Genomic DNA, 21738 nt, shown 5'->3' on the forward strand with positions numbered 1-21738 from the left:
CAGGGTCTTTTGATTCAACGGCTAATCGCGAGGTGCGGTCAGTCGCAGAATGTTGTCCACCCGCTCAATACAATTCAACTGCTGAATTTCTTCACGGGTGAACCATGCAGCCTGGCTGGTGGAGCCGTTGACCTCATGACGTAATTCGCCACCGGTGAGCGTCGCACGATAGGTCACCGCCACAGTTTGCATGGGGTGCCCGTCACCCGAGTAGCGTTTGGCTCCCGGTATCACCCCAGTGGTGACATCTAGAAGGGTTAGGTCCCCCACTGCATAGCCAGTCTCTTCATAGACTTCGCGTTTGGCACCCTCGATAATAGGTTCGCCTAGATCGATGCCTCCACCAGGCAAGGACCAGCGAGGGATGAACTTCGGATCGCGATGGCGCATATCCCAGAGCGTCAATAGGATCTTTCCATCGTGTTCCACCAAGCAGTAGGCTGCGAGTCGGGTATCGAAGAATTCACCGGTGTGCTCTGAACGTCGTGTCATATCCCCAATATATCGGTTTGTTCACCGTTATTTTCCCCATCAGTTAGGGCGTGAGCTAGCTTATTCGCCAAATATCCCATTGAAGGCTCCCGGATGTGATGAAATATTCTTATGTCCCCGCACTCAAAGAATTATTCAAACGTCGATCTAGATGAAATCGATCGAATCATCATCGACGAATTGGTAGCCAATGCGCGTATCTCCAATGCAACGCTCGCTCAGCGGGCTGGCATTGCTCCTTCCACCGCTTTGCTGCGCACACGTTCCTTAGTTGAGCGAGGCATTCTCACCGGCTACCACGCTGAAGTAGACCTTGGAGCGGTAGGTCGCACAGTTCAGGCATTAATCTCGGTGAAGCTTCGCGCTCATGACCGCGAGAAGATCGACACCTTCGTCGAACGCATTCCTCGCCTTCCCGAGGTCCTGTCAATGTTCCACGTTTCAGGTGGCACTGACTATCTTCTGCATATTGCGGTGGGTTCCACTGATCACTTGCGCGATTGGGTGCTCGATAACCTAGCAACCGATGAATCGGTGGGTCATACCGAAACAACACTGGTCTTTGCTCATCACCACGGAAACCGTGGACCGTTGCCTTCTGAAGACTCGATGAGTTAGTTAGCGTTTCTCACCAAAAGCATTAGATGCAAGGAAGGCCCTCACTGATTTTCAGTGAGGGCCTTTCTTGCATGCGAGTCAATGTTTTAGGCGCGACGGCGCTGCATCACCGCATCTAAGTTCAAACGTGGCTTGGTGTTTGAAACTGACAGATCAGCTGCAGGCAGAGTTCCGGTCACTGGTGCGACGGTCTCCGCAGCTGGCGTTTCAGGCTCCTTGGGAGCTGCTTCCTTGACGCTCTCGGCACGCTTGGCCGCTACCGAAGTCACGGCTGCACGCTCTTCCGCGGAAACCTCAGAAGCCAAACGCTTGGCATCTTCTGAAGCTTTCAGGCTAATCTGCTTGCTTGGACGAAGTGGCTCTTCAGCTGGAAGTGGAGCCTTCTTGACACGAGGAGCAACAGCTTCATCAGCATTCTTTGCTGCCTTGGCGATACGCTCAGATGCTTCAACATAGGTTGGCTTCGGCACCCGGGTTGGAGCCCAAGTGTCGGGCTGCTTCACTCCACCATGGCCATGCGCCACACGCAATGCTTCGGCACGAAGTTCCTCGGCGGTAATGGCTGGTGCACGGCGAGAAGATCCCGGACGAGCATCAAAGACTTCATCTGCCTCACGCTTACGGTTGATGACCTGATTAGCGGAATCTTCAAAAGCAGGAGTCTGCAAGGCCTTCTGTCGGGTAGCTTCGAGGTGCTCTAGCAGCTTGCGGTTACGGTCACGCACTGCGAGCATACGCAAGGTAGCAAAGGACAGCACGGCAACTAGGGCGAAGATACCAACCGTACCGAACGATAATGCGGTGAATGGAGCCAAAATGACACCGATTACGGTTGCAACGACTGCCAGCGCTCCGACTAGTGCGACGGACAATCGGCCATAACGCACACGTATTTTGAGTTTGGTCGCAGCAACTTCCTGCGAAGCGCTCTGTGACGTGCCAGCCATGTGCGTCCTCCATCACCGATTGAGTCGGTCAAATCTCATAGAACCGAGTACGGCTCTTTCAAATCAACCCTATGCAACCTTTCTTGCGGTGACACGCACATATGTCGGTGTGTCTATAAGTTTTCGGCACTACTTTCAACGTTTTGTGGACTGCTGGAGTCAAGCAACACGCTTTTGGACTCAGCGTTCGTAGATGCGTTCGAGCATGGTGCTGGAAAGCTCTTCCCGATTCAAGGCAAAGGTTCGATGATCACGCCACGCTCCGTCGATATGCAAGAAGGCACGACGCACTCCCTCGTCACGGAACCCTAACTTTTCGACCACTCTCAAACTGGGCGCATTTTCCGGACGGATATTGATCTCCAGCCGATGCAACTGAAGATCATTAAAACAATGATCAATCACCAGCGCACAAGCTTCTGGCATGAGACCAAACCCGGCATGACTACGGTCAATCCAATAACCAATGGATGCTGTGCGCGCGGCACCATACTGAACTGAGGACAATGACACCTGCCCAATCAACGGTGGGTTGGATTGGTGCAATTGTGGCAGGGCGATGGCCCATGAGTAACCGGTGCCTTCGCGAGCTGCTTGATCTTTGCCTGTGATCATTTGTCGAAAGGTAATCGATTCAGGTGGCCCCATCGGATTGGTGGGATCCCAGGGCTGCAACCATTGCGCGTTGGCATAACGCAGGGTGATCCATTCGTTCTCATCACGCATGGTCAACTGACGCAACAGCAATCGATCCGAGCTCAATTCGGGGACCAGCTGTGTGGCACGACGAGAGAAGAACATGAGCACATCGTAATACTCTTCAACGATTTAAACGCATTGCGTTGCAGACCAGGTGCAATTCGTTGCGTTGTGCGTAAGCTGGTGTCATGACTGTGAACCCTGCGAAGAATCACGACTCCCAAAAGAAGGCTGTACGTGCATCAATCCGCACGGCCAGAGATCGCATCGAGGCTCGGTCGCGCACTGAACTAGGCGAAAAACTGGCCGAAACGGTTCTGGGATATCTGAGGCAAAGCACCGGAATCGTTCGCAAGGTCGCAGCTTACATGTCCTCCCCCGGCGAACCAGAAACCCTGAAACTCCTCGATGCTTTGGTGGATGAAGGCATCGAAGTCTTCCTGCCGGTGTGCGAGCCAGAATTCGCCTTATCTTGGGCCGCCTACGCCCCGGGCATCGAGTTCCAGCGCAGTTCTTTGGCTCCAGTGATGGAACCAGTGGGTCCACGGTTTGGCACCGAACTCTTTGACGACATCAATACCTTGATCATCCCAGCCTTGGCCATTGACGAGCAGGGGCTCCGTTTGGGACAAGGCGGTGGCTATTATGATCGCTTCCTACCGCAGATCGCGGATTCACCAGTGAGAGTCGCGGCGGTTGTTTACGAGAATGAATATGTCCCGGCGGGGACTTTCGCTGTCGCGGAACATGACCAGCCAGTGGACTTGGTGTTCACGCCAGAAAAAGTTCACCAAATCCTTTAGGTTTCCACGCAGCCAAGCTCCCCAAGCCTTACACACAATTCGTGGCCACTTAGTCCGTGAGTCGGCCAGTTACAGCTTGCATGGTGCCATGAGCTTATTCTTTAGATCCACCACGGCACCCAGACCACCAGCTATTCCGAAACCAAAGATTCGTCCAGCACGTACTCGCAGTGAACTGCTGAGGCGTTACCGTAAACCTCTCGCGATGGCCTTTGCACTCTTAGCACTGGCTGGCGTACTCAACGTTTTCTCTTCAGGCCAATTAACCCAACGTGAAGTAGTCGTCGTCTCTAGTGATATTCCGGCGGGAAGTGAAATTGTTGCCAATCATCTCTCAGTTCAGACGGTACGCCTAGACCCTGAGGATAACGAAGTATTTGATTCCCCTGAACAATTGGTTGGTCAGCGTATCGCTGTTGGGCTCAGCGCGGGGACGGTGATTCGTAAGTATGCATTGGTCGGTGAACAACTACTGGCTGGCACCATCAACGGAACGGTTGCTGTTCCCTTACGCCTCAGCGATCCAGCTACGGTGACACTGCTTCATCCAGGCCAACTGGTCGATATTGTCTTGACCACTGGTGACGGTTTTGACCGTGAGATTTCCTCCAGCACCATTGCTAAGGCGGTGCCTGTGCTCTGGGTGCCACAAAGTGCATCCAATTCAGAATTTGGCATGCTCAATAGCGCCTCCCCCAGCGGCGAAGGAATAATCGTCGTTGCTGCGGCTAGCAGTCTCTCGGATGATCTTTCCGGTGCCGTGTCCCGTGGGAAAGTTTCGGCGGTCTTGGTTAATTGACCGAGCCGTTAGCCCCAGTGCGGGGGTTTCTCGCGTTTCATGAGCTCGGCGAGGTCTTCGGTTGCATCGCCCCACTGTCGAGGGTCTTGGTCCTTCGCAACGAACTCGGCCAAAGGATCCGTACTACGTTGTGACTTGTTGCCAGTAGCATCGGAAGTCGTACCATCAGCTGATTGTGGCTCAGCCAGGGCTCGGTTCACCGATGCTGAGTGTGGAACAGGCGTGTAACTACCAGTGAGTTGCACGCGTTGTTCCAGATGCTGTGGCGGTGCGACAACGCGCGGTCGCTTACGACGACCGCGCGTTGGTTCTGATCCAGAGGTCATTACTTCTTGGACTCCGATTGTTCAGCATTTTGGCTTGCTGGTACCGGAGCCGGGGTGGCCGGCTTCGGCTCTTCAACTACCGCCTTAGAATCCTTTGCTTCGTTGCTCTCGGCTACATTGTCCTTTGTCGCTTTTGACTGCACCTCAGCCTTAGGGTCCAACTTGGATTTCGCTGACTTCAGCAGTCCAGTTTTTTCCTTTGGAGCCGGCTCAGTCGTGACGTCTCGGGCCGAAACGGGTCGGGCCGCTGCCACGGCGCTACGCGAAGATGAGTCTTCGGCGGGTGCTGCGCTGGTGGACGGCTGCAGTTGCAGGGCCTTAGCCAGTCTTTCGGTCACCGATCCTGGGTCGGTGAAGACATCAATGGTCCACAATGGAACATAACGCCAGCCGTGCTTTTCGAAGAATTCAGGACGCAGTCGGCTGCGTTCACGAACAGTAAGCTCAGCGTAGTGTTCGGTACCGTCGTAAACCACGGCCAGTGGGCGAATACCACTGTTTTCTGATTCAAAGACGTGGGCTGAGAGATCAAGGACACCGCGATAATCTTCTGCGACAATGGCTCCGCGTTCGCGTAGGCGGCGGGCCAGATCAGAAACCAATGGATCAAAGCGTGGGTTTCGCATGGCGCTGACTCCCGAGTCGCCAGCCTCAACGCGTCCAAAGAGTTCAAAGAACTGACGGGCTCCACGGTAGACGCGGTTCAGATCCACATCGCCCGGCAACAGGCTGGAAACTAGGGTCATGCGGCTTCGTGAACGAGTCATCGCAGCAACGAAGAGCTGCTCGCCACCTTCACGCGACAAAGCACCAAATTCATGCAGCGTCTTGCCGTGTGGCGTGCGGCCGTAGCCCCAAGCGAAGATTACGGCGTCTCGGCGCAAGCCAATCAATCGGTCCATGGTGGTGACCACAAACGGTTCATGCTTAGAACGCAGGTACTCCATGGCGTACTTGTGATTTGGCAATTGAACACGAATCGCCTCAGCAATGGCTGCCGCATGGCTACGGTTCGACGCGATCACAGCTAGGGACTCGCGTCCCTGATTCTTGAAGTGCTCAAAGACAAGGTCAACTACGCGAGCCACTTCGGCAGCAGTGGTCTGCACGCCATCTTCGCTATTAGCCAGTGAACCGGTGGCATCAGGCACGTATTCGCTACGCAACAGTGGTGAATTTCCACTGATGTTCACGGCCATCGGCAAGCGCGAAATACTGGAATCGTAATAAGTGGTGGACAGCTGTTCCACCAGTCCCTCATCAATCCCTCGGTATACGGTGGACAGTGAGCCGGAAACCAGCACCTTGTTGAGTACAGAAAGTGCCGAGCGTTCCTGCTTGCGCTCCACCGCACGCGCGGTGGGGTCAACAGAAACTTCGAAGTGCTTTGGACCGCCCAGCATTTCATCACCGATAGCAATGACTTGGCTGGAGCGACGTAGCGCATCAAGGACTTCACGCAACGCCAGATAGTTTGCCTCCAGGAGGATCACCGCATCAAATTCGGCGTCTTCTGGAAGGGCGCTACCCAGCAGCAACGGAGCTGAAACGATGACCGGGGTCAACGAGTTAGCAAGCGGTGCACCTAGCTGCAAGAGTCCAGCAATGCTTGGGGCACCAGACTTCAGCATGTCGCGCAGGGCACGTGAGCCGGCCCGATGGTCTGCCAGAGCAGCTTTCCAATTGCGAGACAGGGCCCAGCGGATGCGCTGCGGGCCGGCGGCGATGTGAGCACCATCTGCTAGACGGTAATCAGCCTCGATTTTCTCCAGTTTGGAGCCGTCGTTCATGGCCAGGAAGTCATCACCGGAAATCATGGCGTCCAGGACGGACTGCCACCATGCCAGCTCTAGTTCACTATCAACAGCATCAGCATCGATCTCACGCTCAGCAAAGTCATCGAGCAAATCGCCCAAACCAGCTTCGGTGAGCTGTTCAGAGATCAGCGTACGCTCAGGCAACTCTCCCAGATCTTCGCGGCGGTCAACCAAGGCTGCAATGGTATCGAGCAGTTCAGCGATAGGCATTTCGCGCAAGCGCGAGCCCAAGGCTGGTGGGAGCATGCTAGATAGCTTGTCGATGCGGGCCCCAGCGTCGTGATAGCCGGCTTCAACATCCAGTAATCCGCCGGGTACCTGCGGGTTACGCTGGCTGGTGGCGATGGCACGCCAAGCGTCACGCTGCACAGACACTGCCTGCAGAGCTGCCTGAAGGTCAGCGACATGCATGCCCGGGCGGACGTATTCCTTGGCAATCTTGCGTAGGCGGGAACGAACAATAGAGCCCATTTCGACACCGTGTTCGCGACGCCATGCACTGGTTGCGGTGGCAGCGATCAAATCATCGATGTCGCCTTCGAAGATGTCGGACTCAAACTTGTCCAACGAGCCTCGTACGGCGACCAACAGCTGTAGTTGGTCACCCCACTTGTCGTAGCTATCTTCCAGACGGATCTGCGACTGCTTGGCAATCTTCTCCATGTGTTCATGAAGGATCGGCAAGTCACGTCCCAGACCACTGGCTAGGTTCAGTGCTTGTTCGGTTGCTTCGGCATTGCGCAGAGGCGCACCGTGCCACGGGCTGGTGGTGTGTGCCTTGGAGTAGGCGCCAAGCTGTGCCGCTCGCTTGAGCTGCGCGGCAACATGTCCACGCTGGCCCATAGAATCTAGGACCGAACGCTTCAGACGGACGGTTGTTGATGGTGCTGGTTCCAGTGCCGAGAGGCGTGCCAACTCCTGCATGGCCTGGTAGGGCGAGCAACCCCAACGGCTACGGACCGAGTGCAGGGACTTAACGTGTTCGTGCAGTGCATGACGCGATTCGCGCAGGCGCTTGAACATTGAACCCAACTGCGGTTCGGTGGCTTTTTCATTACGCAAAATGGCCTTGGTCAGCAAGGTGCGCAGTGCTTCCGGATCCTCGTTCGGTTCCAAAAGTAGGCTGGCGGCATCTACTTGCTGGTTGAAACGCTGCACAAATTCTTCGGCGGCAGAACGCTGTTCTGCAATCACGAGGACACGCTTGCCCTGAGCGGCCAGTAGTGCGGCGGCGTTCAGTGCAGTTTGGGTTGCACCGGTACCGGCAGCAGCATTGATGGCTACGGATTCGCCGGCCGCGATGTAGTCCAGCATCTTCGACTGGGATTCATCAGCATCCAGCAGGTAAAGCTCTTCTTCTGGGTCGCGCTCATCCGAGGATTTGGCCAGCGTGGTGCTTCCGGTGTGCACCTTGCGAGTTGAAGGTTCTTCAGCATTCCCCGATTGTTTACGTGGGCGGGTGCTGTCCTTGAGGATGTTGCGCACCCGACGTAGGCGCGAGCCGCCCTCTTCCGGCGCCTTGGACTCATCCGACTTTGCGCTAGTTGCCTTGGAGGTTTCTTCGCTCGTCGCCTCGGAAGATTTCTCTTGTTCCGATTTCGTCGCTGCGTCGTTGCCCGGCTTGGCCGCTACGAGCTTCGCAAGCGCTTCGGAAGCCTTGGAATCAGCAGCATTCTTGGCCTGCTGTTCATTCAAATCTTGACGAATCAGTGCTTCAATCACCGGGTGTGAGCCAGTGAGCTTGGCTGGGTCGGCAGGGTCCATCAATTCCGAGAAGGTGGACAGCAGTAGGCGGTGGCCCACGACAACGCCAGGAACTTCGGCCATCTGGTGGCGTAGCGCATCCATGCCACGCACCGGATCAAAGCGAGCAATGGAATAGGCGGCGGCGTCTACCGCATTAACATCGACCTTGGCATCGTGATCGGCCTCGAACTGTCGTACGAATGCTGGGGATACGGTGGCACGACCAACTAACTGCAGGTCGTAGTCATCGGCATCCATGTGCTTAGTCAGGGTGATACGACCCAGCATGATCGGAGCGGAGACCGGCTCGCTCTTTCCGTCATGTACGGCACGCCAGTTGGCGACACCGGCGGCTAGGTAGCCGACATCGATGCCACGCTCATCCCAGAGCTCACTGATCTTTGATGCGAGGGCACGTGCAGTGCGACGTGCTGTCGCATACTGTTCTGCGTCATGAAGCAGGGTGGATAGACGGGTGCGTCGTCCGGCAAGAAATTGCGCCAGCCCCGATGGGTTGGCGTGGGTGATGTCAATGCTGTTGGACGTCGAGGGAGCAAACCGCAAGGTGGTATCGGCACCCGCACTTTGTCCTAGGGATTTCACCCAGGTTGCTACCCGCTCGGCGGCAGCATTCTGTCCACTAGCCACGACAGTCATTCCCTTCACTGAACCGACCACTTTCAGGCGCACTACGGTGCAGATACGCCTCTTTCTAACGTAGTGCACAAGCCCTGAAGATCAGGGGTGCGAAACACGTTTTAACTGGGAGAAGCGGAACCGTTTGCTCTTTGTGTTGGCGTTCATGTTTCGCAAAGCTAGATTGGACTATTCGATGTCGATTTTTATGGAATCCGGAGTGATCGCATTCTTAAAGCTGAACTACGTCTTCAAAGCGGGCGTGCGATCATCGAAACAAATCGAGCCCAATCATAGTTTAGTGAACGAGCAGCCAGAGACATACGACAACTACCATTTGGTGCGTTTAAACTATTCGTCTCTACTTCCGGCTTCAATGCCAAAAGTACGTCGTTCGACGAGACGTCAAAGCACAACATGATGCCGCCTAGCTCAATTGGTGCGATCGAGTAGATAAATGCATAGCGTACAGAACAATAGCTTGGGCCAACTACCTGAAATTGCAGGAGCAGATCGTCATTGCAAGACTTCTCGACGCGTTTTCTAGTAGCTGGCCCCTGGAATTGTTACTTGCGAGAGCAGCAAGGCCGCCTTGTTCAACTCTCGGACTTGATTTTTGGTCAACCCTGCATCGGGATTATCCGATAGTACAGAAACGTCCTGAATCAAACTGGCCAGAAAACCTTTGGCCTCGTGAATCGAATCTACCAACATCTGAGCCGCTTCGGATTGAATTTCCAAGTACGCAAATTCTCCTAAAGCCATGTCCACAACCCATCTGGCGATTTTGGGTTGGTCTAGGCTAGCCGCAGCCTCAATCCAGGCTTTAGTGAATTCCCAATAAGATTCAGCGTTGTAGCTTATGCGTTCGTAGTCAAAATCTTCAAGCAAAAAATCGGGTTGTCGACGAATAGCAGTGGCTACCGCTTCATCGATACGGCCAGCCTCTATCGAGTCCAGTAGCTTAGAATCCGCCATCTTTACTTCACCCATCCATCGGAGATCTGACCAGTATTTTTCGGCACTTTCGCAACAATCGTCTTGCCCATGTACACCGATCGATATTCCTGCACAAGCTTATCGTCCCTGTAGAGTTTCACCTTGCTTGCTACCTTGACTAATAGGTCGGCAGCTTTTGAACGGATCCCCATTGATGTCGCGCTTGGAAAATGTGGTTCCACTTATTACTGATTTGTGCCATCAGTTCTTGCCGGAACGCCTTTTGCAAGGCAGTGCGTCCTGCGATTTTAATGGCGCATGGAATTCCATAATTATTTTCAATCTACATTCATCCATCAGAACACAAAATTCCCCTGTTCTTCGCCACGAAGATGGCGAAGAACAGGGGAATTTCAAGCTATGGGATTACTCCCACTCAATGGTTCCTGGTGGCTTGGAAGTCACGTCCAGAACGACTCGGTTAACCCCGTCGACCTCATTGGTTATGCGGTTGGAGATCTTCGAGAGCAGATCATAAGGAAGGTGCGACCAGTCGGCGGTCATAGCATCCTCGGAGGACACCGGACGTAGCACGATTGGGTGGCCGTAGGTACGGTGATCACCCTGCACGCCTACCGAACGTACGTCAGCGAGCAGTACTACTGGCATCTGCCAGACTTCCTCGTCCAATCCTGCAGCGGTCAGCTCAGCGCGAGCAATCGCGTCGGCCTTGCGCAGGATGGAGAGGCGCTCTTCGTTCACTGCACCGATGATACGGATACCCAAGCCTGGGCCAGGGAATGGCTGACGGCCAACAATTTCCTCTGGCAGACCAAGCTCGCGACCCACCGCGCGAACCTCATCCTTGAACAAGGTGCGCAGTGGCTCAACCAGTTCGAACTGCAGATCCTCTGGCAGGCCGCCCACGTTGTGGTGGCTCTTGATGTTGGAGGTACCTTCGCCGCCACCGGATTCCACGATGTCTGGGTACAGGGTGCCCTGAACCAAGAACTTCACTGGTTCACCCTCGGAGGCAGCTTCAGCGATGATCGCCGCTTCAGCTGCTTCGAAAGCACGGATGAATTCGCGTCCGATGATCTTGCGCTTGGTTTCTGGGTCGGTGACACCGTCCAGTGCCGACAGGAAGCGTTCGCGTTCGTCAGCGATGTAGAGCTTTGCGCCGGTGGAAGCGACAAAGTCCTTCTCAACCTGCTCAGCTTCGCCTTCGCGCAGCAGGCCGTGGTTGACGAAGACACAGGTCAGCTGGTCGCCAATGGCGCGCTGAACCAGTGCTGCAGCAACAGCCGAGTCCACGCCGCCGGACAGGCCACAGATGGCCTTACCGGTGCCGACCTGAGCACGGATGCGCTCGATCTGCTCATCAGCGATGTTGTCCGCGGTCCAGTCGCCCTTTAGCCCTGCACCGTTGTACAAGAAGTTCTCTAGAACGTCCTGACCGTACTCGCAGTGCTTAACTTCTGGGTGCCACTGCACACCGTAGAGGCGCTTGGCCTCGTTAGCGAATGCAGCTACCGGAGCACCGGCGGTGGTGGCCAGCACTTCGAAGCCTTCTGGGGCCACCGAGACAGCGTCGCCGTGGCTCATCCATACGGTTGGGGCCTGTGCGGCGCCAGCCAGGATCGAACGGGCTTCGCCCTCAAAGGTGGTTGCGGTGCGGCCGTACTCGCGCAGGCCGGTTTCTGCAACGGTACCGCCCAAGGCGTTAGCCATGGCCTGGAAGCCGTAGCAGATGCCCAAGACCGGCACGCCGGCTTCAAACAGGTCGGCCCCAACGGATGGGGCGCCATCGGCGTAAACGCTGGAAGGACCACCGGAAAGGATGATCGCTGCAGGGTTCTTGGCCAAGATGGCTTCAGTGGACAGGGTGTGCGGAACGATCTCCGAGTACACACGGGCCTCACGTACACGACGAGCGATAAGCTGCGCGTATTGGGCCCCGTAGTCGACGACCAGAACCGGCTTATGTTCTGGATTGAGGGGAGCAGTAGTCACCGTTACAGTCTACGCGGTTCATCGCATGTGAAACAGTCGGAGCGCTGTCATCAGCGTCACCTAGTGGCAAGTCATCGCCTCAAATCCAGGGCAATGAAGCAAACAGCGGGCGAACCAAGAGTTTTGGTTCGCCCGCTGGCAGTATTTTTATGACCCGGCTAGTACCGCTTGGCGGCCTTCGGATGGGCGGCCAATTCGCGGTCTACTTCTGCATGCACCTTGGACTCGGTGTAGAAGGACAGGAATGGAACCACACCACCCAAAGCGATGGTCACGAAGCGCATGAATGGCCAACGCATCAGCGACCATAGGCGGAAGTCGGCGAAGAGGTAAACCACGTACAACCAGCCATGCGCAATGAGTATGCCCAAGGAGAGGTTCGCTCCCCCGGTGATTTCTGCACGGTTGAATAGGCCCACAGAGTTAGCGGTGTCATCGACAAGAGTGCCACCGACAAAGAGCTCGAGTGACCAGAAGTATTTGAAGATCATCTCAACCACCAGTAGCAACAGCATCACACCGGTAATGTAGGCAAAGACCTTATAGAACTTTGCGGCGCCGCGGATCTGCGCTGGTGTGCCACCAAATTTCCGAGGCTTTGGTGCGGGAGCGGTGCTGGACATGGCTGGTGATTCCTTCCGAGTCATGAAAGAGGTCGGTGTGCGTGATGCTAGTTGTTGCTGTTTCCCGGTGGGGTTTGCTCGGGTCCTGCTTGGCGGGCTTGGGCGGCGCGCTCGGCAACCTCATCCAGATCCCGCTGATAATCGTCTTTCACCATTCGGTACCAAAGGAAGATCGCGAAGCCTGCAAAGACGACCCATTCAATTCCGTAAAAGACGTTGAGCCAGTTGATCTGAGCTTCCTGTGGCTGCGGTCCAACATAGATCATGTCGATACCAGGCTGTTGGACACTCTCACCCTTGACAGTTTTGATTTCGTGAGCCGAGATGAAGCCGTCGTACAGTACTGAATCCCAGATATTTGCCAACTGTGCTGATGCAATCGTGGGAAGAGTTTTACTACGTAAGTCGTGTTCGTTTTCAGGTCCCTCGCTAGGTAGCAATCGTCCGGTGATTTGCAGTTCACCCGTGGGTGCTGCAGATGGCGTGGTTTCTTCTGGCTGCCAGCCTCGGACGACAGCAATGCCAGCGTCTTGTTTGGCACCCTCAACCTTGAACTCGCTGATGACCCAGACGCCCTTATTGCCGTCTTCGATTCGGTCAGCGATGAGCTGGTCTGTCCCGGGAACGAATTCACCGGTAAAGGTGACGATTTGGTCCGCTTTAGTACCAAGAAGTTCGGTGCCGATGTCTTGGTGTTTTGTCAGCTCCACCGGCTTCTCGGTCTTATCAACCTTGACGATGGGTTCACTCTCAGAGGCACCAAACTGCCATCCGGAGAGGGCAACAAATCCGGTGGCGATGGCGAGCGCCGCGAGGAGGGCGCCGATCCACTTAAGCTTCAGAGCGGTTTTAAACACCCCTTAACCGTACTTCTATTTGCCGTAGAACTCGAAATGGTGAGGGGTGAGATTGGCCTAGCAGGCAACTTTCATCGAGAGGGGAACCATCCATGAACCCCAGTCGTTGGGACCTAGCATATTCTTTGATGCAAAAGGCTTCGCAAAGCCCTGCGCCGTAATACACGAGTGGCTAGAATCTGACCGATTCCATTGTCAGATCCTAGCCACATTACACAAACCGCTTAAGACCAGTCGTGACTAGCAAATAGGGTGTCAATGACTTCTTTCTTCTGCTCAAAGCTCAGTTCCTTGCCACTCATGTCGAGCACAATATTTCTCCAGCGTCGCCCGTCGTCTCCAAGATAGGTTGCGAACTGCTCAGCGGCACCTTGAGATTCAAATTGGAGGAAGTTTCCATTTGAAGTCGACCATTCTTCAACACATTGGTCAGTTGAACACAATTCTTTAGTGTTTTCTTGCGGGCTAAGGGACTCACTACCCGCGAGAAAGTCCTGCAAGTTACTCGTTTGATTACGCCCTAGCCCCTCCTGATAGGTACAGAGCGCCAGCAATGACTGTTACTGCCAAGACCACGACAGAAATGAGTAGCCCCGTTCTCTTGTTGGGCGATTTCGTTGTAGCCGATAGTGACATCTATAGCCTCTGTTCTAATATCTAGTAACTCTTGCGAGCAACGCCTTCTTTGCCGCACGCCTGAATCCAGCAATTCCTCTCGGAACAAAAACGCGCATAGCATTCGAGCCCTTAATTGCCTCGTCGACATTGAGCGCCGTCAGCGATTTCAGGTGAAGTTGCGCCAGCAGTTCCACCAAGATCATTCTCAATTTCTAGTCCAGCAGCACTTCTTTGGAAGCATCAGCCTAGCACTGACGTGACGCACTTATGGATACTTAGTCAAAACAAATGGCTTTTATTTCACAAGCAATCCACTTACTCTCGCAATACTTTCTTTCATTACGATTCCGTGGTGTGAGGAGAGTGAATCTTCTTAGTTGCGCATAATTGACTCTGAACGGCCGTTGCCATACGACATGTACGGAAAAGGCCTGCTCCTCCACGGAAAATGGAAGAGCAGGCCTTGACGCTAAAATCAGTAGCTTGTTTAGGCTCTAAAACGGTCAGACTCGTATGGAGACAGTACAACGTCTACACGCTGGAATTCCTTCAGGTTCGAGTAACCGGTGGTTGCCATCGAACGGCGCAGGGCACCGACAAGGTTCGAGGTGCCGTTGGTTTCATGCGATGGACCGTAGAGGACCTTTTCCAAGGAACCAACGGTGCCAACCTCGGCGCGATCACCACGTGGGCTAGCTTCATGTACTGCTTCCATGCCCCAGTGGTATCCGGCGCCCGGAGCTTCTTCGGCACGTGCTAGTGCGGTGCCAAGCATGACAGCGTCGGCGCCCATAGCGATGGCCTTGACGATGTCACCGGAGTTGCCCATTCCGCCATCGGCGATGACGTGAACGTAGCGTCCACCAGATTCTTCAATGTAGTCACGGCGTGCAGCTGAAACGTCTGCAATAGCGGTGGCCATTGGTGCGTGGATGCCGAGAGTACGACGAGTCGTCGAGGAAGCACCGCCGCCGAAGCCCACCAGAACACCGGCAGCACCGGTGCGCATCAGGTGCATTGCTGGGGTGTAACCAGCCGCGCCACCCACGATCACCGGGACGTCGAGTTCATAGATGAACTGCTTGAGGTTCAATGGTTCGGTGGTCTTCGAGACGTGCTCGGCCGAAACAGTGGTGCCACGAATGACAAAGATATCAACGCCAGCAGCCACTACGGTCTTGTAGTGCTCCTGGGTGCGCTGCGGAGTCAACGAACCAGCAACCACAACACCGGAATCGCGAATCTCAGAAATGCGCGAGGTAATTAGTTCTGGCTGGATTGGTGCCGAGTAAAGTTCCTGCAGCTTAGCGGTGATCTTGGGATCATTTCGCGTAGCAGCTTCCGACTTCAGACCAGCGATTTCAGCCAAGACGGTTTCTGGGTTCTCATAACGGGTCCACAGACCTTCGAGGTTTAGTACACCTAAACCGCCAAGCTTACCGAGGGCAATGGCAGTGGCTGGTGAAGTCACTGAGTCCATTGGTGCGCCCAGGATAGGGGTTTCAAACTGGAATGCGTCGATCTGCCAGGATACCGAAACGTCCTTCGGATCACGAGTACGGCGATTCGGTACGATCGCTACGTCGTCCAGGGAATATGCCTTATGTGCCCGCTTGCCGCGGCCGATCTCAATCTCGTTACTCACCTAACTAGGTTACCAAGTCTGAGGCGATTTCCTGATTTTCATGGAGCTAGTGGCACCGGGCGTGACGTAAAACCCTGCCTCATGATGTTCTTACACATCATGAGGCAGGGTTTGAAGAGTCTGAACTTGAGTGACCTAAGCCTGCGTAGCCAAGGATTTAACGGTGTCTGCCAACGCAGCTGCAGCCTTCTCTTCAGCCTGGGCAATTCGCTCAATCGCATCTGCCATTCGAGCAAACATTGCGCTACGCTCATCAACGGTGACCTCTGGATCAACCAGTTCTGCAAAGTCATCCCACTGCTGGGCTAGCTTCACGTAATCTGCACTATGCTCACCTAGCGCTGAGAGGCCGGGCAGGCCCGAAACTTCATCAAGGAATTCTGCGTAGAGTCCGCGTAGCGCGCCCTCCCCACCAAAACGAGTGTCGGTGAGGAATCCGGAAAGCTGATTCATGCCACCAGCCAACCGTGCAGGTTCGGCAAACATGCGAGTCCACCCAGTTTTGGTGGTCGTATCACGCAAGCGTTCTGCGAAGGTACGCATACCAGCGATTCCAAAGTTCTTGGCGAAGTGGGCCGGAATCCCTGATAGTTCACGAGTTCCAAGAAGACGGGAGGTAGTTTCTTCAATGGCTTCTAATGTATTGGCAACGAGAACTTCCACCTTCGGCGAGCGCGTAGATGGCACCCATGCTTGCCAGTGCTTTTCCTTCTTGCGCTTGGCGCGGGCGAAAGCCAGGTCTGCGGGGCTGATAACATTCAGCACTCCCGAACCGTCATCTACCAGCAGATCATCTTCATGGTCACCAACGACCGCAAGATCAATCGTTTCGGCTTCGTCTACCTCGTTACCATCAATCCACGGCAGTGCGTTGATAGCGACCCGGACAACAACGGCGCGACCAGCATCTAACGCCGCATCCATGTATTCGACTGCCTTCTGCGCAGAGCCCGTGGTGCGTTCGTTGATTTTGGCACCGCAGCGAGCCAGCAGGTTTTGTGTGTATGGCTCCGGGTGCGCACGGGTGACCAAGGTGGCGGTAGTTGTTTCTTCATATTCAAACGTGAAAACCATGAAGCCGATGCCACCAGCAAGACCTGCCAGTAGCGCCTGGCTCAACGGAGCGCCGGTAACAGGGTTGGTCACGCCTGCCTGAACTAGAACGCGGTGCCAGAGTGCCGCATCGTATTGGATGACATCTTCGGGCGCCGGGTACTCCGGCAGCTCATCTTGAGGGGCTGGAGCAGCAACGGGCGCTGGCTTGGCGGCTTTGCCCTTGGCCTTGGCTTCGCGAGCTTCCTTGGCATAGTCGCGAGCGGCAGCGGCACGAGCCGCCTTGGGGCTTTCCGGCTTGCCAGTGAGGATGTTCTTACGCGCGGTGGTGTAGCTCTCCCCCGTGCGCGCCATGCGTTCGCGTGCTTGCTTTTTCAGGTTGGCTGGCTGGCCCAAAATAATGTCCTTTATTCGCGATCGCGCTCAGTCAATATGTTTCCGCGCCGGTCGGTGCTGTCTGCGCCTTATTCTACGCGGGAGCGACAGACTCTCTGGTCTCTATACATCGTGATAAATATCAGGCAAATATTCCATATGTTCACCCCGGCGCTCATAACAGAACGTTTTGGAAATCGACGCATCGCTCGAATGTGCGAATACTCCGAGGAGGTATATGTCTGCCTGTTCGGCCGTACCGACAGATTTGCCCTTACTTCTCTATCGGTCATCCTGCACCTTATACTCGGACAACGCTTCGTCGGTCGCTTCGTGCAAGGTAGGCACAATCCCGGCATTGTTCGGTTCACGTTCTAGGTGAGTAACCGGGAGACCACGGAGAATGTCGATGGCTAGTACGCTAACTCCCTCTCAACTTAACCGGTCACAGCCCTTGGTAGGAGTTGTCACAACGTCGCCTGAAATTGAGGACTGCCAGGGCTCGACTAGTCTTAGTTCCATGTCAGTGAACGCTTTGCGTTCCGCCTGAACCATTTCGGAGAGAATGATGAACGAAGAAGAACTGCCACAAGCCCACAAGAATTTCACGCGCCACTTTACCGCGACATTCTACGAAGACGAATCCTGCGAGTTTGCCCCGTTCGGTTCCGACGAGGGCTGGGATACCCTTCAAGAGGCTGCCGAATACCGCAATGAGCTAAACAGCGGTTCTACTGTGGCGGATGTTCTGGAAATCACCGAAGCCCCCATATCGGGCGAATGGGGCAAAACCCCATCGGCAGAGGAATGGTACGAGGACGCGACATTCATCGTTGCGGCCGCGTTCACCTTGCTTCGACTTACTGGTCAGATCGATGAAGCCGGGCGCGTTCGCGCGTTGGAGGCATTAGACATTCTCATCGAGTTCTTCGGCGATGAGCCCGAGCTGTTGCAGCAGAAAGAAGATCTTCAGAGCTGGAAGAGCTGATCCCGAGATCAAGGGGTTGGTCACGTAGTCGAACCAGGCAGGAGGGTGTCGCATAGTTGGCTGGTAACAAACCTACAAAGTGCGACCCGTCCGAAACCTGCAGAGCCCATCCTTCCCCTCACTCTGATTTGAATCAATAGAATCCCTGGCCATGTACCGACGCTAGAATAGTTAGATTCTGGGTCGAACTAGCTCACTAAGAATCAAAGCTTGGATTTCCCGTGATACGGGCAATCGCAGCCCTAATTTCCTGTGGATCACGCGGTTCTGAATCAAGCGCCCGATGGATGGTGACTCCTTCAATCATCGCGTCCAGTAAGCGGGCGGTCAGTGGATCAAAGTGAAGCTCTAGCGCAATACGACTGCGTCTCATCCATTCGCTAGTGATGGAACGAAAAGTGGTGTCACGCGTGGCTAGGGTGTAGAGCTCATGAGACAGGATTAGCTCATCGTCATCACCGCTACTTGCTTGAAGAATCCTTTCGAAAACTTTTTCACACGCTGATTGTTTGTCAGTCGCCGTAGCCATGGAACGTTCGAATTCACCGCTCACTCGGATTGCCAGGCTGGTAAACGCACTGTGCAAGAGGTCTTGCATGCCGTCAAAGTAGTACGTCATGGCACCAAGTGGGACACCTGCCTGAGCCGCAACTTTTCGATGTGAAGTGCCGGTCACTCCGGACTGTGCAATGACTTTCAGGCAGGCATCGATAATTTTGTCTCGGCGTTCGGGATCATTACGACGCCCGAGTCGCGATCCGGTGGGCGGATGTTGAGTGGACATCTACTTATCCAATTGTCCTGATAACCCGGGCTGGATTACCGACAGCAATGACATTAGCTGGAATGTCTTTGGTGACAACAGCACCGGCACCGATCACAGAGTTCTCACCGATACTCACGCCAGGGCACACAATCACGCCACCGCCGAGCCAGACATTGTCTCCAATAATGATCGGCTGGGCGGCTTCTAATTTGTCACGTCGAGGCTGTGGATCTATGGGGTGGGTGGGGGTTAGCAGTTGAACGTTCGGTCCAATCTGGCAGTCCTCACCGATAGTGATAGTGGCAACGTCTAAGGCGGTGAGGTTGAAATTGATGAAGGTTCGCGCGCCAATGTGTAGGTTTTCGCCGTAATCCACGAAGAGCGGGGAGTTGACGTGTGCTTCTTCGCCTAAGGTTCCAACAAGCTCTTTGAGGATTTCGCGTGCCTGTGGATCTGCAGCAACGACGGCACGGTGGTAGGCATCAGTTAGCTGGACTCCCCGTTGTTGGAGTCTGGCATTTTCAGGATCATCCGAAATATAAAGATCCCCTGCGAGCATTCTTTCTCGGTTGCTTCTCGGGTCACCTTCAAAATATTTCTCAGTCATGCCAGAAAATATACACGACATTTGAGTACGTTCGTACATATACTTGGAGAGATCGTCCAGACGGTGACGATTCCCATCATCTTCGAGGTTCCGTGAAGGACGCCAGCACTTTATGTACTCAATCCTCTTGACCATCATTTATATTGCCTTCATCAGCCTCGGATTACCGGACTCACTAGTTGGGGCCGGCTGGCCGGTCATGCATAAAGACTTAGATGTCCCGCAATCCTTCGCCGGGATTATCACGATGATCATTGCCATCGGAACCATCCTCTCCAGTCTGGCTTCCGAGCGCCTGACTCGACGATTCGGCGCAGGATTGGTCACGGCAATCAGCGTCGGACTGACCGCCACCGCGTTATTTGGCTTCGCATTCTCTGACCAGTTTTGGATGCTCTGTCTATGGGCGATCCCATACGGTGTGGGCGCTGGCGCGGTCGATGCAGCCCTGAACAACTATGTCGCCCTGCACTATGCGGCGCGCCATATGAACTGGCTACACAGCTTCTGGGGTGTAGGTGCATCGATCAGCCCCTTGATCATGAGCCATGCCCTGACCTCAGGGATGGGGTGGCCAGGAGCCTACAACATTGTGAGCATCATCCAAGCTGTCTTGACCGCAGCTCTACTGTTTACCCTGCCACTTTGGGGCAAGGTCAACATCCTGCGTTCTAAGGAACACCAGCTCACCGAGGTGAATACAGATAGCCAGGCTGTTGCATCGCAACCTCCGGCCTCCGGCCATGTTCCGCTGACCAAAGCGCTCAAGATCCCTGGCGTCGTACTTATCCTGACAACATTCTTCGCCTACTGCGCTTTGGAGAGCACTTCCATCTTGTGGTCATCCACCTACCTAGTGGGAGCCCGTGGCGTATCCGCTGCTACCGCGGCAGCTTTTGCGTCCTTCTTCCTTATAGGCATCACCCTTGGACGATTCCTTGCTGGAATCGTTGCCGACCGTATTGGCGACAGGAATCTCATCCGCGGCGGTTTCATCCTGGTTGGGGTCGCTGGCATCATGATCTTGTTGCCATTGGAAACTAATGCTGTGGCGCTTACCGGGCTAGCTATTGCCGGGTTAGGTGCTGCACCAATCTACCCAGCGATCATTCACTCAACACCGACCAACTTTGGACGCAACAACTCGCAAGCAATTATTGGCATTCAGATGGCTTCTGCCTACCTTGGTTCGACGCTGATGCCACCACTGTTCGGCATTGTCTCCCAGTGGGTGGGGCTGTGGATTTTCCCGGTCTTTGTTCTCGTCTTAGCGATCCTTGGAATACTATTCTCTGAGCGACTAAACCGTCGGGTCGATGCCCAGCAAGCGCCCATTAGAATTTAACGAAGGAGCGGAGCCATTGCAGAGAGCCCCGCGTAACCTCGACCGATACCAGTCGCTAAGGAATTCACTGAGAACTTTGTTTCGCCGCCGGTCTCGTGGGTTTTGGTTGCTACCGTTGGTTTATGCGCTGGCCATGGCGTCCATCGCCTTCTGGCCAGTCCCGGTCGATTCTGCTGCCGGGCCCCAGCTAGCGTCGGCATTGAGTTGGCTCCACGCTCATGGAATCCCAGCGTTTGTAAATTACGAATTTGTCGAGTTCGCAGCCAACATCATTTTCTTCATGCCATTAGGGCTCATTTTGAGCTTCGCACTACACCGCTTTTGGTTTGCTTGCGTGCTGGGGTTTGCCACTTCTGCCCTCATTGAACTTGGACAGTTCTTTTTCCTACCCAACCGCTATGCCACCCTCACGGACGTCGTGGCCAATACGTTGGGAACCTGCCTTGGCGCGGGTCTCTGGCTAGTCGTAAAGAAGACTTCTTAGCGCTAGCGGATATCGATATTCAGAACTCGTGGTAGTTGCTGTGGCAGCTTTTGCACCACGCTTGCTCTGTTCACAGGCAGCAATCGGCCTTAGCTTCCGGTATTGCTGACTCCTTCCGTTCCCCCAGCCGTCAGTGGGCGCGTCATCCATGAGCCACCCTTGCGAGGCTCAGCTCATGGGTATCGCGCTCGTCGCGCGAGCGGAATGGTAGGTGATGATCCATGAAGAAGCGCAAGAAGTGCCCCAAGACTCGCGACTGCAAGCTAAAGGCCACGAAAGTCCAAACGCTCACCAGTGTTTCGAGACTTATCGTGACCCTCTTGAGGCTCATTATTGAAGTCCTCTAAATGGTTCACCATACAGCCACGGAGTTCAGTGTAGGAGCACTGGGCTCCGCCCCATTTAGAGGTGGCTACGAAGGATTTGGTGCCACCGAATCCCACGACGTTCCATCTCTGAAACGCAGTGCCATTGTCTCACTTAAGTGTCGGGGCGCTAGGCACTGTGGATCTGCAAGCTCCGCGAACTTAAGCCACAAGGCT

Annotated in this window: 22 protein-coding genes; 6 read left to right on the forward strand and 16 right to left on the reverse strand. The window is 54.7% G+C overall.

Translation table 11 applies throughout. The features are described from left to right. Positions 1-21 precede the first annotated feature (21 nt). Positions 22-492 carry an NUDIX hydrolase gene (locus QMQ05_RS11175; RefSeq protein WP_345470070.1) on the reverse strand — a complete coding sequence of 157 codons (471 nt, stop codon included), beginning with the start codon at positions 490-492 and terminating at the stop codon, positions 22-24. A 111-nt stretch (positions 493-603) separates the two neighbouring features. On the opposite strand from QMQ05_RS11175, the gene QMQ05_RS11180 reads away from it, so the two are divergent. After that, positions 604-1110 carry an Lrp/AsnC family transcriptional regulator gene (locus QMQ05_RS11180; protein WP_345470072.1) on the forward strand — a complete coding sequence of 169 codons (507 nt, stop codon included), beginning with the start codon at positions 604-606 and terminating at the stop codon, positions 1108-1110. 86 nt (positions 1111-1196) lie between these two features. Here QMQ05_RS11180 and QMQ05_RS11185 read toward each other — a convergent pair whose 3' ends face one another. Both QMQ05_RS11185 and QMQ05_RS11190 read right to left on the reverse strand, forming a co-directional pair. Continuing rightward, a complete protein-coding gene (locus QMQ05_RS11185) occupies positions 1197-2057 on the reverse strand; it encodes a hypothetical protein (RefSeq protein ID WP_345470074.1) in 861 nt (286 codons plus the stop codon). Positions 2058-2237: 180 nt separating this feature from the next. Further along, positions 2238-2858: a GNAT family N-acetyltransferase gene (locus QMQ05_RS11190; RefSeq protein ID WP_345470076.1), complete on the reverse strand. Its 621-nt coding sequence runs from the start codon at positions 2856-2858 to the stop codon at positions 2238-2240. A gap of 86 nt (positions 2859-2944) precedes the next feature. Here QMQ05_RS11190 and QMQ05_RS11195 point away from each other — a divergent pair, with 86 nt between their 5' ends. Together QMQ05_RS11195 and QMQ05_RS11200 are read left to right on the forward strand one after the other, a co-directional pair. Then, the gene (locus QMQ05_RS11195; RefSeq protein WP_345470078.1) at positions 2945-3559 is read left to right on the forward strand and encodes a 5-formyltetrahydrofolate cyclo-ligase; all 615 of its coding nucleotides are present in this window, start codon (positions 2945-2947) and stop codon (positions 3557-3559) included. Between the two features lie 88 nt (positions 3560-3647). Then, on the forward strand, positions 3648-4358 hold the full coding sequence (locus QMQ05_RS11200) for an SAF domain-containing protein (protein WP_345470080.1): 711 nt from the start codon (positions 3648-3650) through the stop codon (positions 4356-4358). Between the two features lie 8 nt (positions 4359-4366). Here the strand turns inward: QMQ05_RS11200 and QMQ05_RS11205 are convergent, their stop codons facing one another. The 10 genes from QMQ05_RS11205 to QMQ05_RS11250 all read right to left on the reverse strand — a co-directional run bounded on the left by QMQ05_RS11205 (position 4367) and on the right by QMQ05_RS11250 (position 17027). Then, a complete protein-coding gene (locus tag QMQ05_RS11205) occupies positions 4367-4684 on the reverse strand; it encodes a hypothetical protein (protein WP_345470082.1) in 318 nt (105 codons plus the stop codon). Further along, positions 4684-8904, reverse strand: coding sequence for a DUF4011 domain-containing protein (locus QMQ05_RS11210; RefSeq protein WP_345474723.1), 4221 nt, complete (start codon positions 8902-8904; stop codon positions 4684-4686). The genes QMQ05_RS11205 and QMQ05_RS11210 overlap by 1 nt, the downstream gene beginning before the upstream one ends. 522 nt (positions 8905-9426) lie before the next feature. Then, positions 9427-9876, reverse strand: a complete 450-nt coding sequence (locus tag QMQ05_RS11215) for a hypothetical protein (RefSeq protein ID WP_345470084.1) — start codon at positions 9874-9876, stop codon at positions 9427-9429. 372 nt (positions 9877-10248) lie between these two features. Further along, the gene (guaA, locus tag QMQ05_RS11220) at positions 10249-11835 is read right to left on the reverse strand and encodes a glutamine-hydrolyzing GMP synthase (protein WP_345470086.1); all 1587 of its coding nucleotides are present in this window, start codon (positions 11833-11835) and stop codon (positions 10249-10251) included. Positions 11836-11993: 158 nt separating this feature from the next. Further along, positions 11994-12458 (reverse strand): DUF3817 domain-containing protein, encoded by a 465-nt coding sequence (locus QMQ05_RS11225; RefSeq protein ID WP_345470088.1) that lies wholly within the window; start codon positions 12456-12458, stop codon positions 11994-11996. Between the two features lie 47 nt (positions 12459-12505). Next, complete coding sequence (locus QMQ05_RS11230; RefSeq protein WP_345470090.1) at positions 12506-13315, reverse strand: SURF1 family cytochrome oxidase biogenesis protein; 810 nt, start codon at positions 13313-13315, stop codon at positions 12506-12508. Between the two features lie 224 nt (positions 13316-13539). Continuing rightward, a complete protein-coding gene (locus QMQ05_RS11235; protein ID WP_345470092.1) occupies positions 13540-13815 on the reverse strand; it encodes a hypothetical protein in 276 nt (91 codons plus the stop codon). Between the two features lie 150 nt (positions 13816-13965). After that, on the reverse strand, positions 13966-14136 hold the full coding sequence (locus tag QMQ05_RS11240; protein WP_345470094.1) for a hypothetical protein: 171 nt from the start codon (positions 14134-14136) through the stop codon (positions 13966-13968). A 284-nt stretch (positions 14137-14420) separates the two neighbouring features. After that, the gene (locus QMQ05_RS11245; protein WP_334123565.1) at positions 14421-15578 is read right to left on the reverse strand and encodes a GuaB3 family IMP dehydrogenase-related protein; all 1158 of its coding nucleotides are present in this window, start codon (positions 15576-15578) and stop codon (positions 14421-14423) included. A gap of 135 nt (positions 15579-15713) precedes the next feature. Then, positions 15714-17027: a BtrH N-terminal domain-containing protein gene (locus tag QMQ05_RS11250; RefSeq protein ID WP_345470095.1), complete on the reverse strand. Its 1314-nt coding sequence runs from the start codon at positions 17025-17027 to the stop codon at positions 15714-15716. A gap of 544 nt (positions 17028-17571) precedes the next feature. Here QMQ05_RS11250 and QMQ05_RS11255 point away from each other — a divergent pair. After that, positions 17572-17994: a hypothetical protein gene (locus tag QMQ05_RS11255; protein ID WP_345470097.1), complete on the forward strand. Its 423-nt coding sequence runs from the start codon at positions 17572-17574 to the stop codon at positions 17992-17994. A 196-nt stretch (positions 17995-18190) separates the two neighbouring features. On the opposite strand, the gene QMQ05_RS11260 is transcribed toward QMQ05_RS11255, so the two are convergent. After that, positions 18191-18778: a TetR/AcrR family transcriptional regulator gene (locus QMQ05_RS11260; RefSeq protein ID WP_345470099.1), complete on the reverse strand. Its 588-nt coding sequence runs from the start codon at positions 18776-18778 to the stop codon at positions 18191-18193. A gap of 4 nt (positions 18779-18782) precedes the next feature. Continuing rightward, complete coding sequence (locus QMQ05_RS11265) at positions 18783-19367, reverse strand: sugar O-acetyltransferase (protein WP_345470101.1); 585 nt, start codon at positions 19365-19367, stop codon at positions 18783-18785. 112 nt (positions 19368-19479) lie between these two features. On the opposite strand from QMQ05_RS11265, the gene QMQ05_RS11270 reads away from it, so the two are divergent. Together QMQ05_RS11270 and QMQ05_RS11275 are read left to right on the forward strand one after the other, a co-directional pair. Further along, complete coding sequence (locus tag QMQ05_RS11270; protein WP_345470103.1) at positions 19480-20712, forward strand: MFS transporter; 1233 nt, start codon at positions 19480-19482, stop codon at positions 20710-20712. A gap of 133 nt (positions 20713-20845) precedes the next feature. Then, the gene (locus tag QMQ05_RS11275; RefSeq protein WP_345470107.1) at positions 20846-21196 is read left to right on the forward strand and encodes a VanZ family protein; all 351 of its coding nucleotides are present in this window, start codon (positions 20846-20848) and stop codon (positions 21194-21196) included. A gap of 142 nt (positions 21197-21338) precedes the next feature. Here the strand turns inward: QMQ05_RS11275 and QMQ05_RS11280 are convergent, their stop codons facing one another. Then, the gene (locus QMQ05_RS11280) at positions 21339-21527 is read right to left on the reverse strand and encodes a hypothetical protein (RefSeq protein ID WP_345470108.1); all 189 of its coding nucleotides are present in this window, start codon (positions 21525-21527) and stop codon (positions 21339-21341) included. Positions 21528-21738 lie beyond the last annotated feature (211 nt).

This window comes from Glutamicibacter sp. B1 (assembly GCF_039602135.1).
In the GTDB taxonomy this organism is placed as follows: domain Bacteria; phylum Actinomycetota; class Actinomycetes; order Actinomycetales; family Micrococcaceae; genus Glutamicibacter; species Glutamicibacter ectropisis.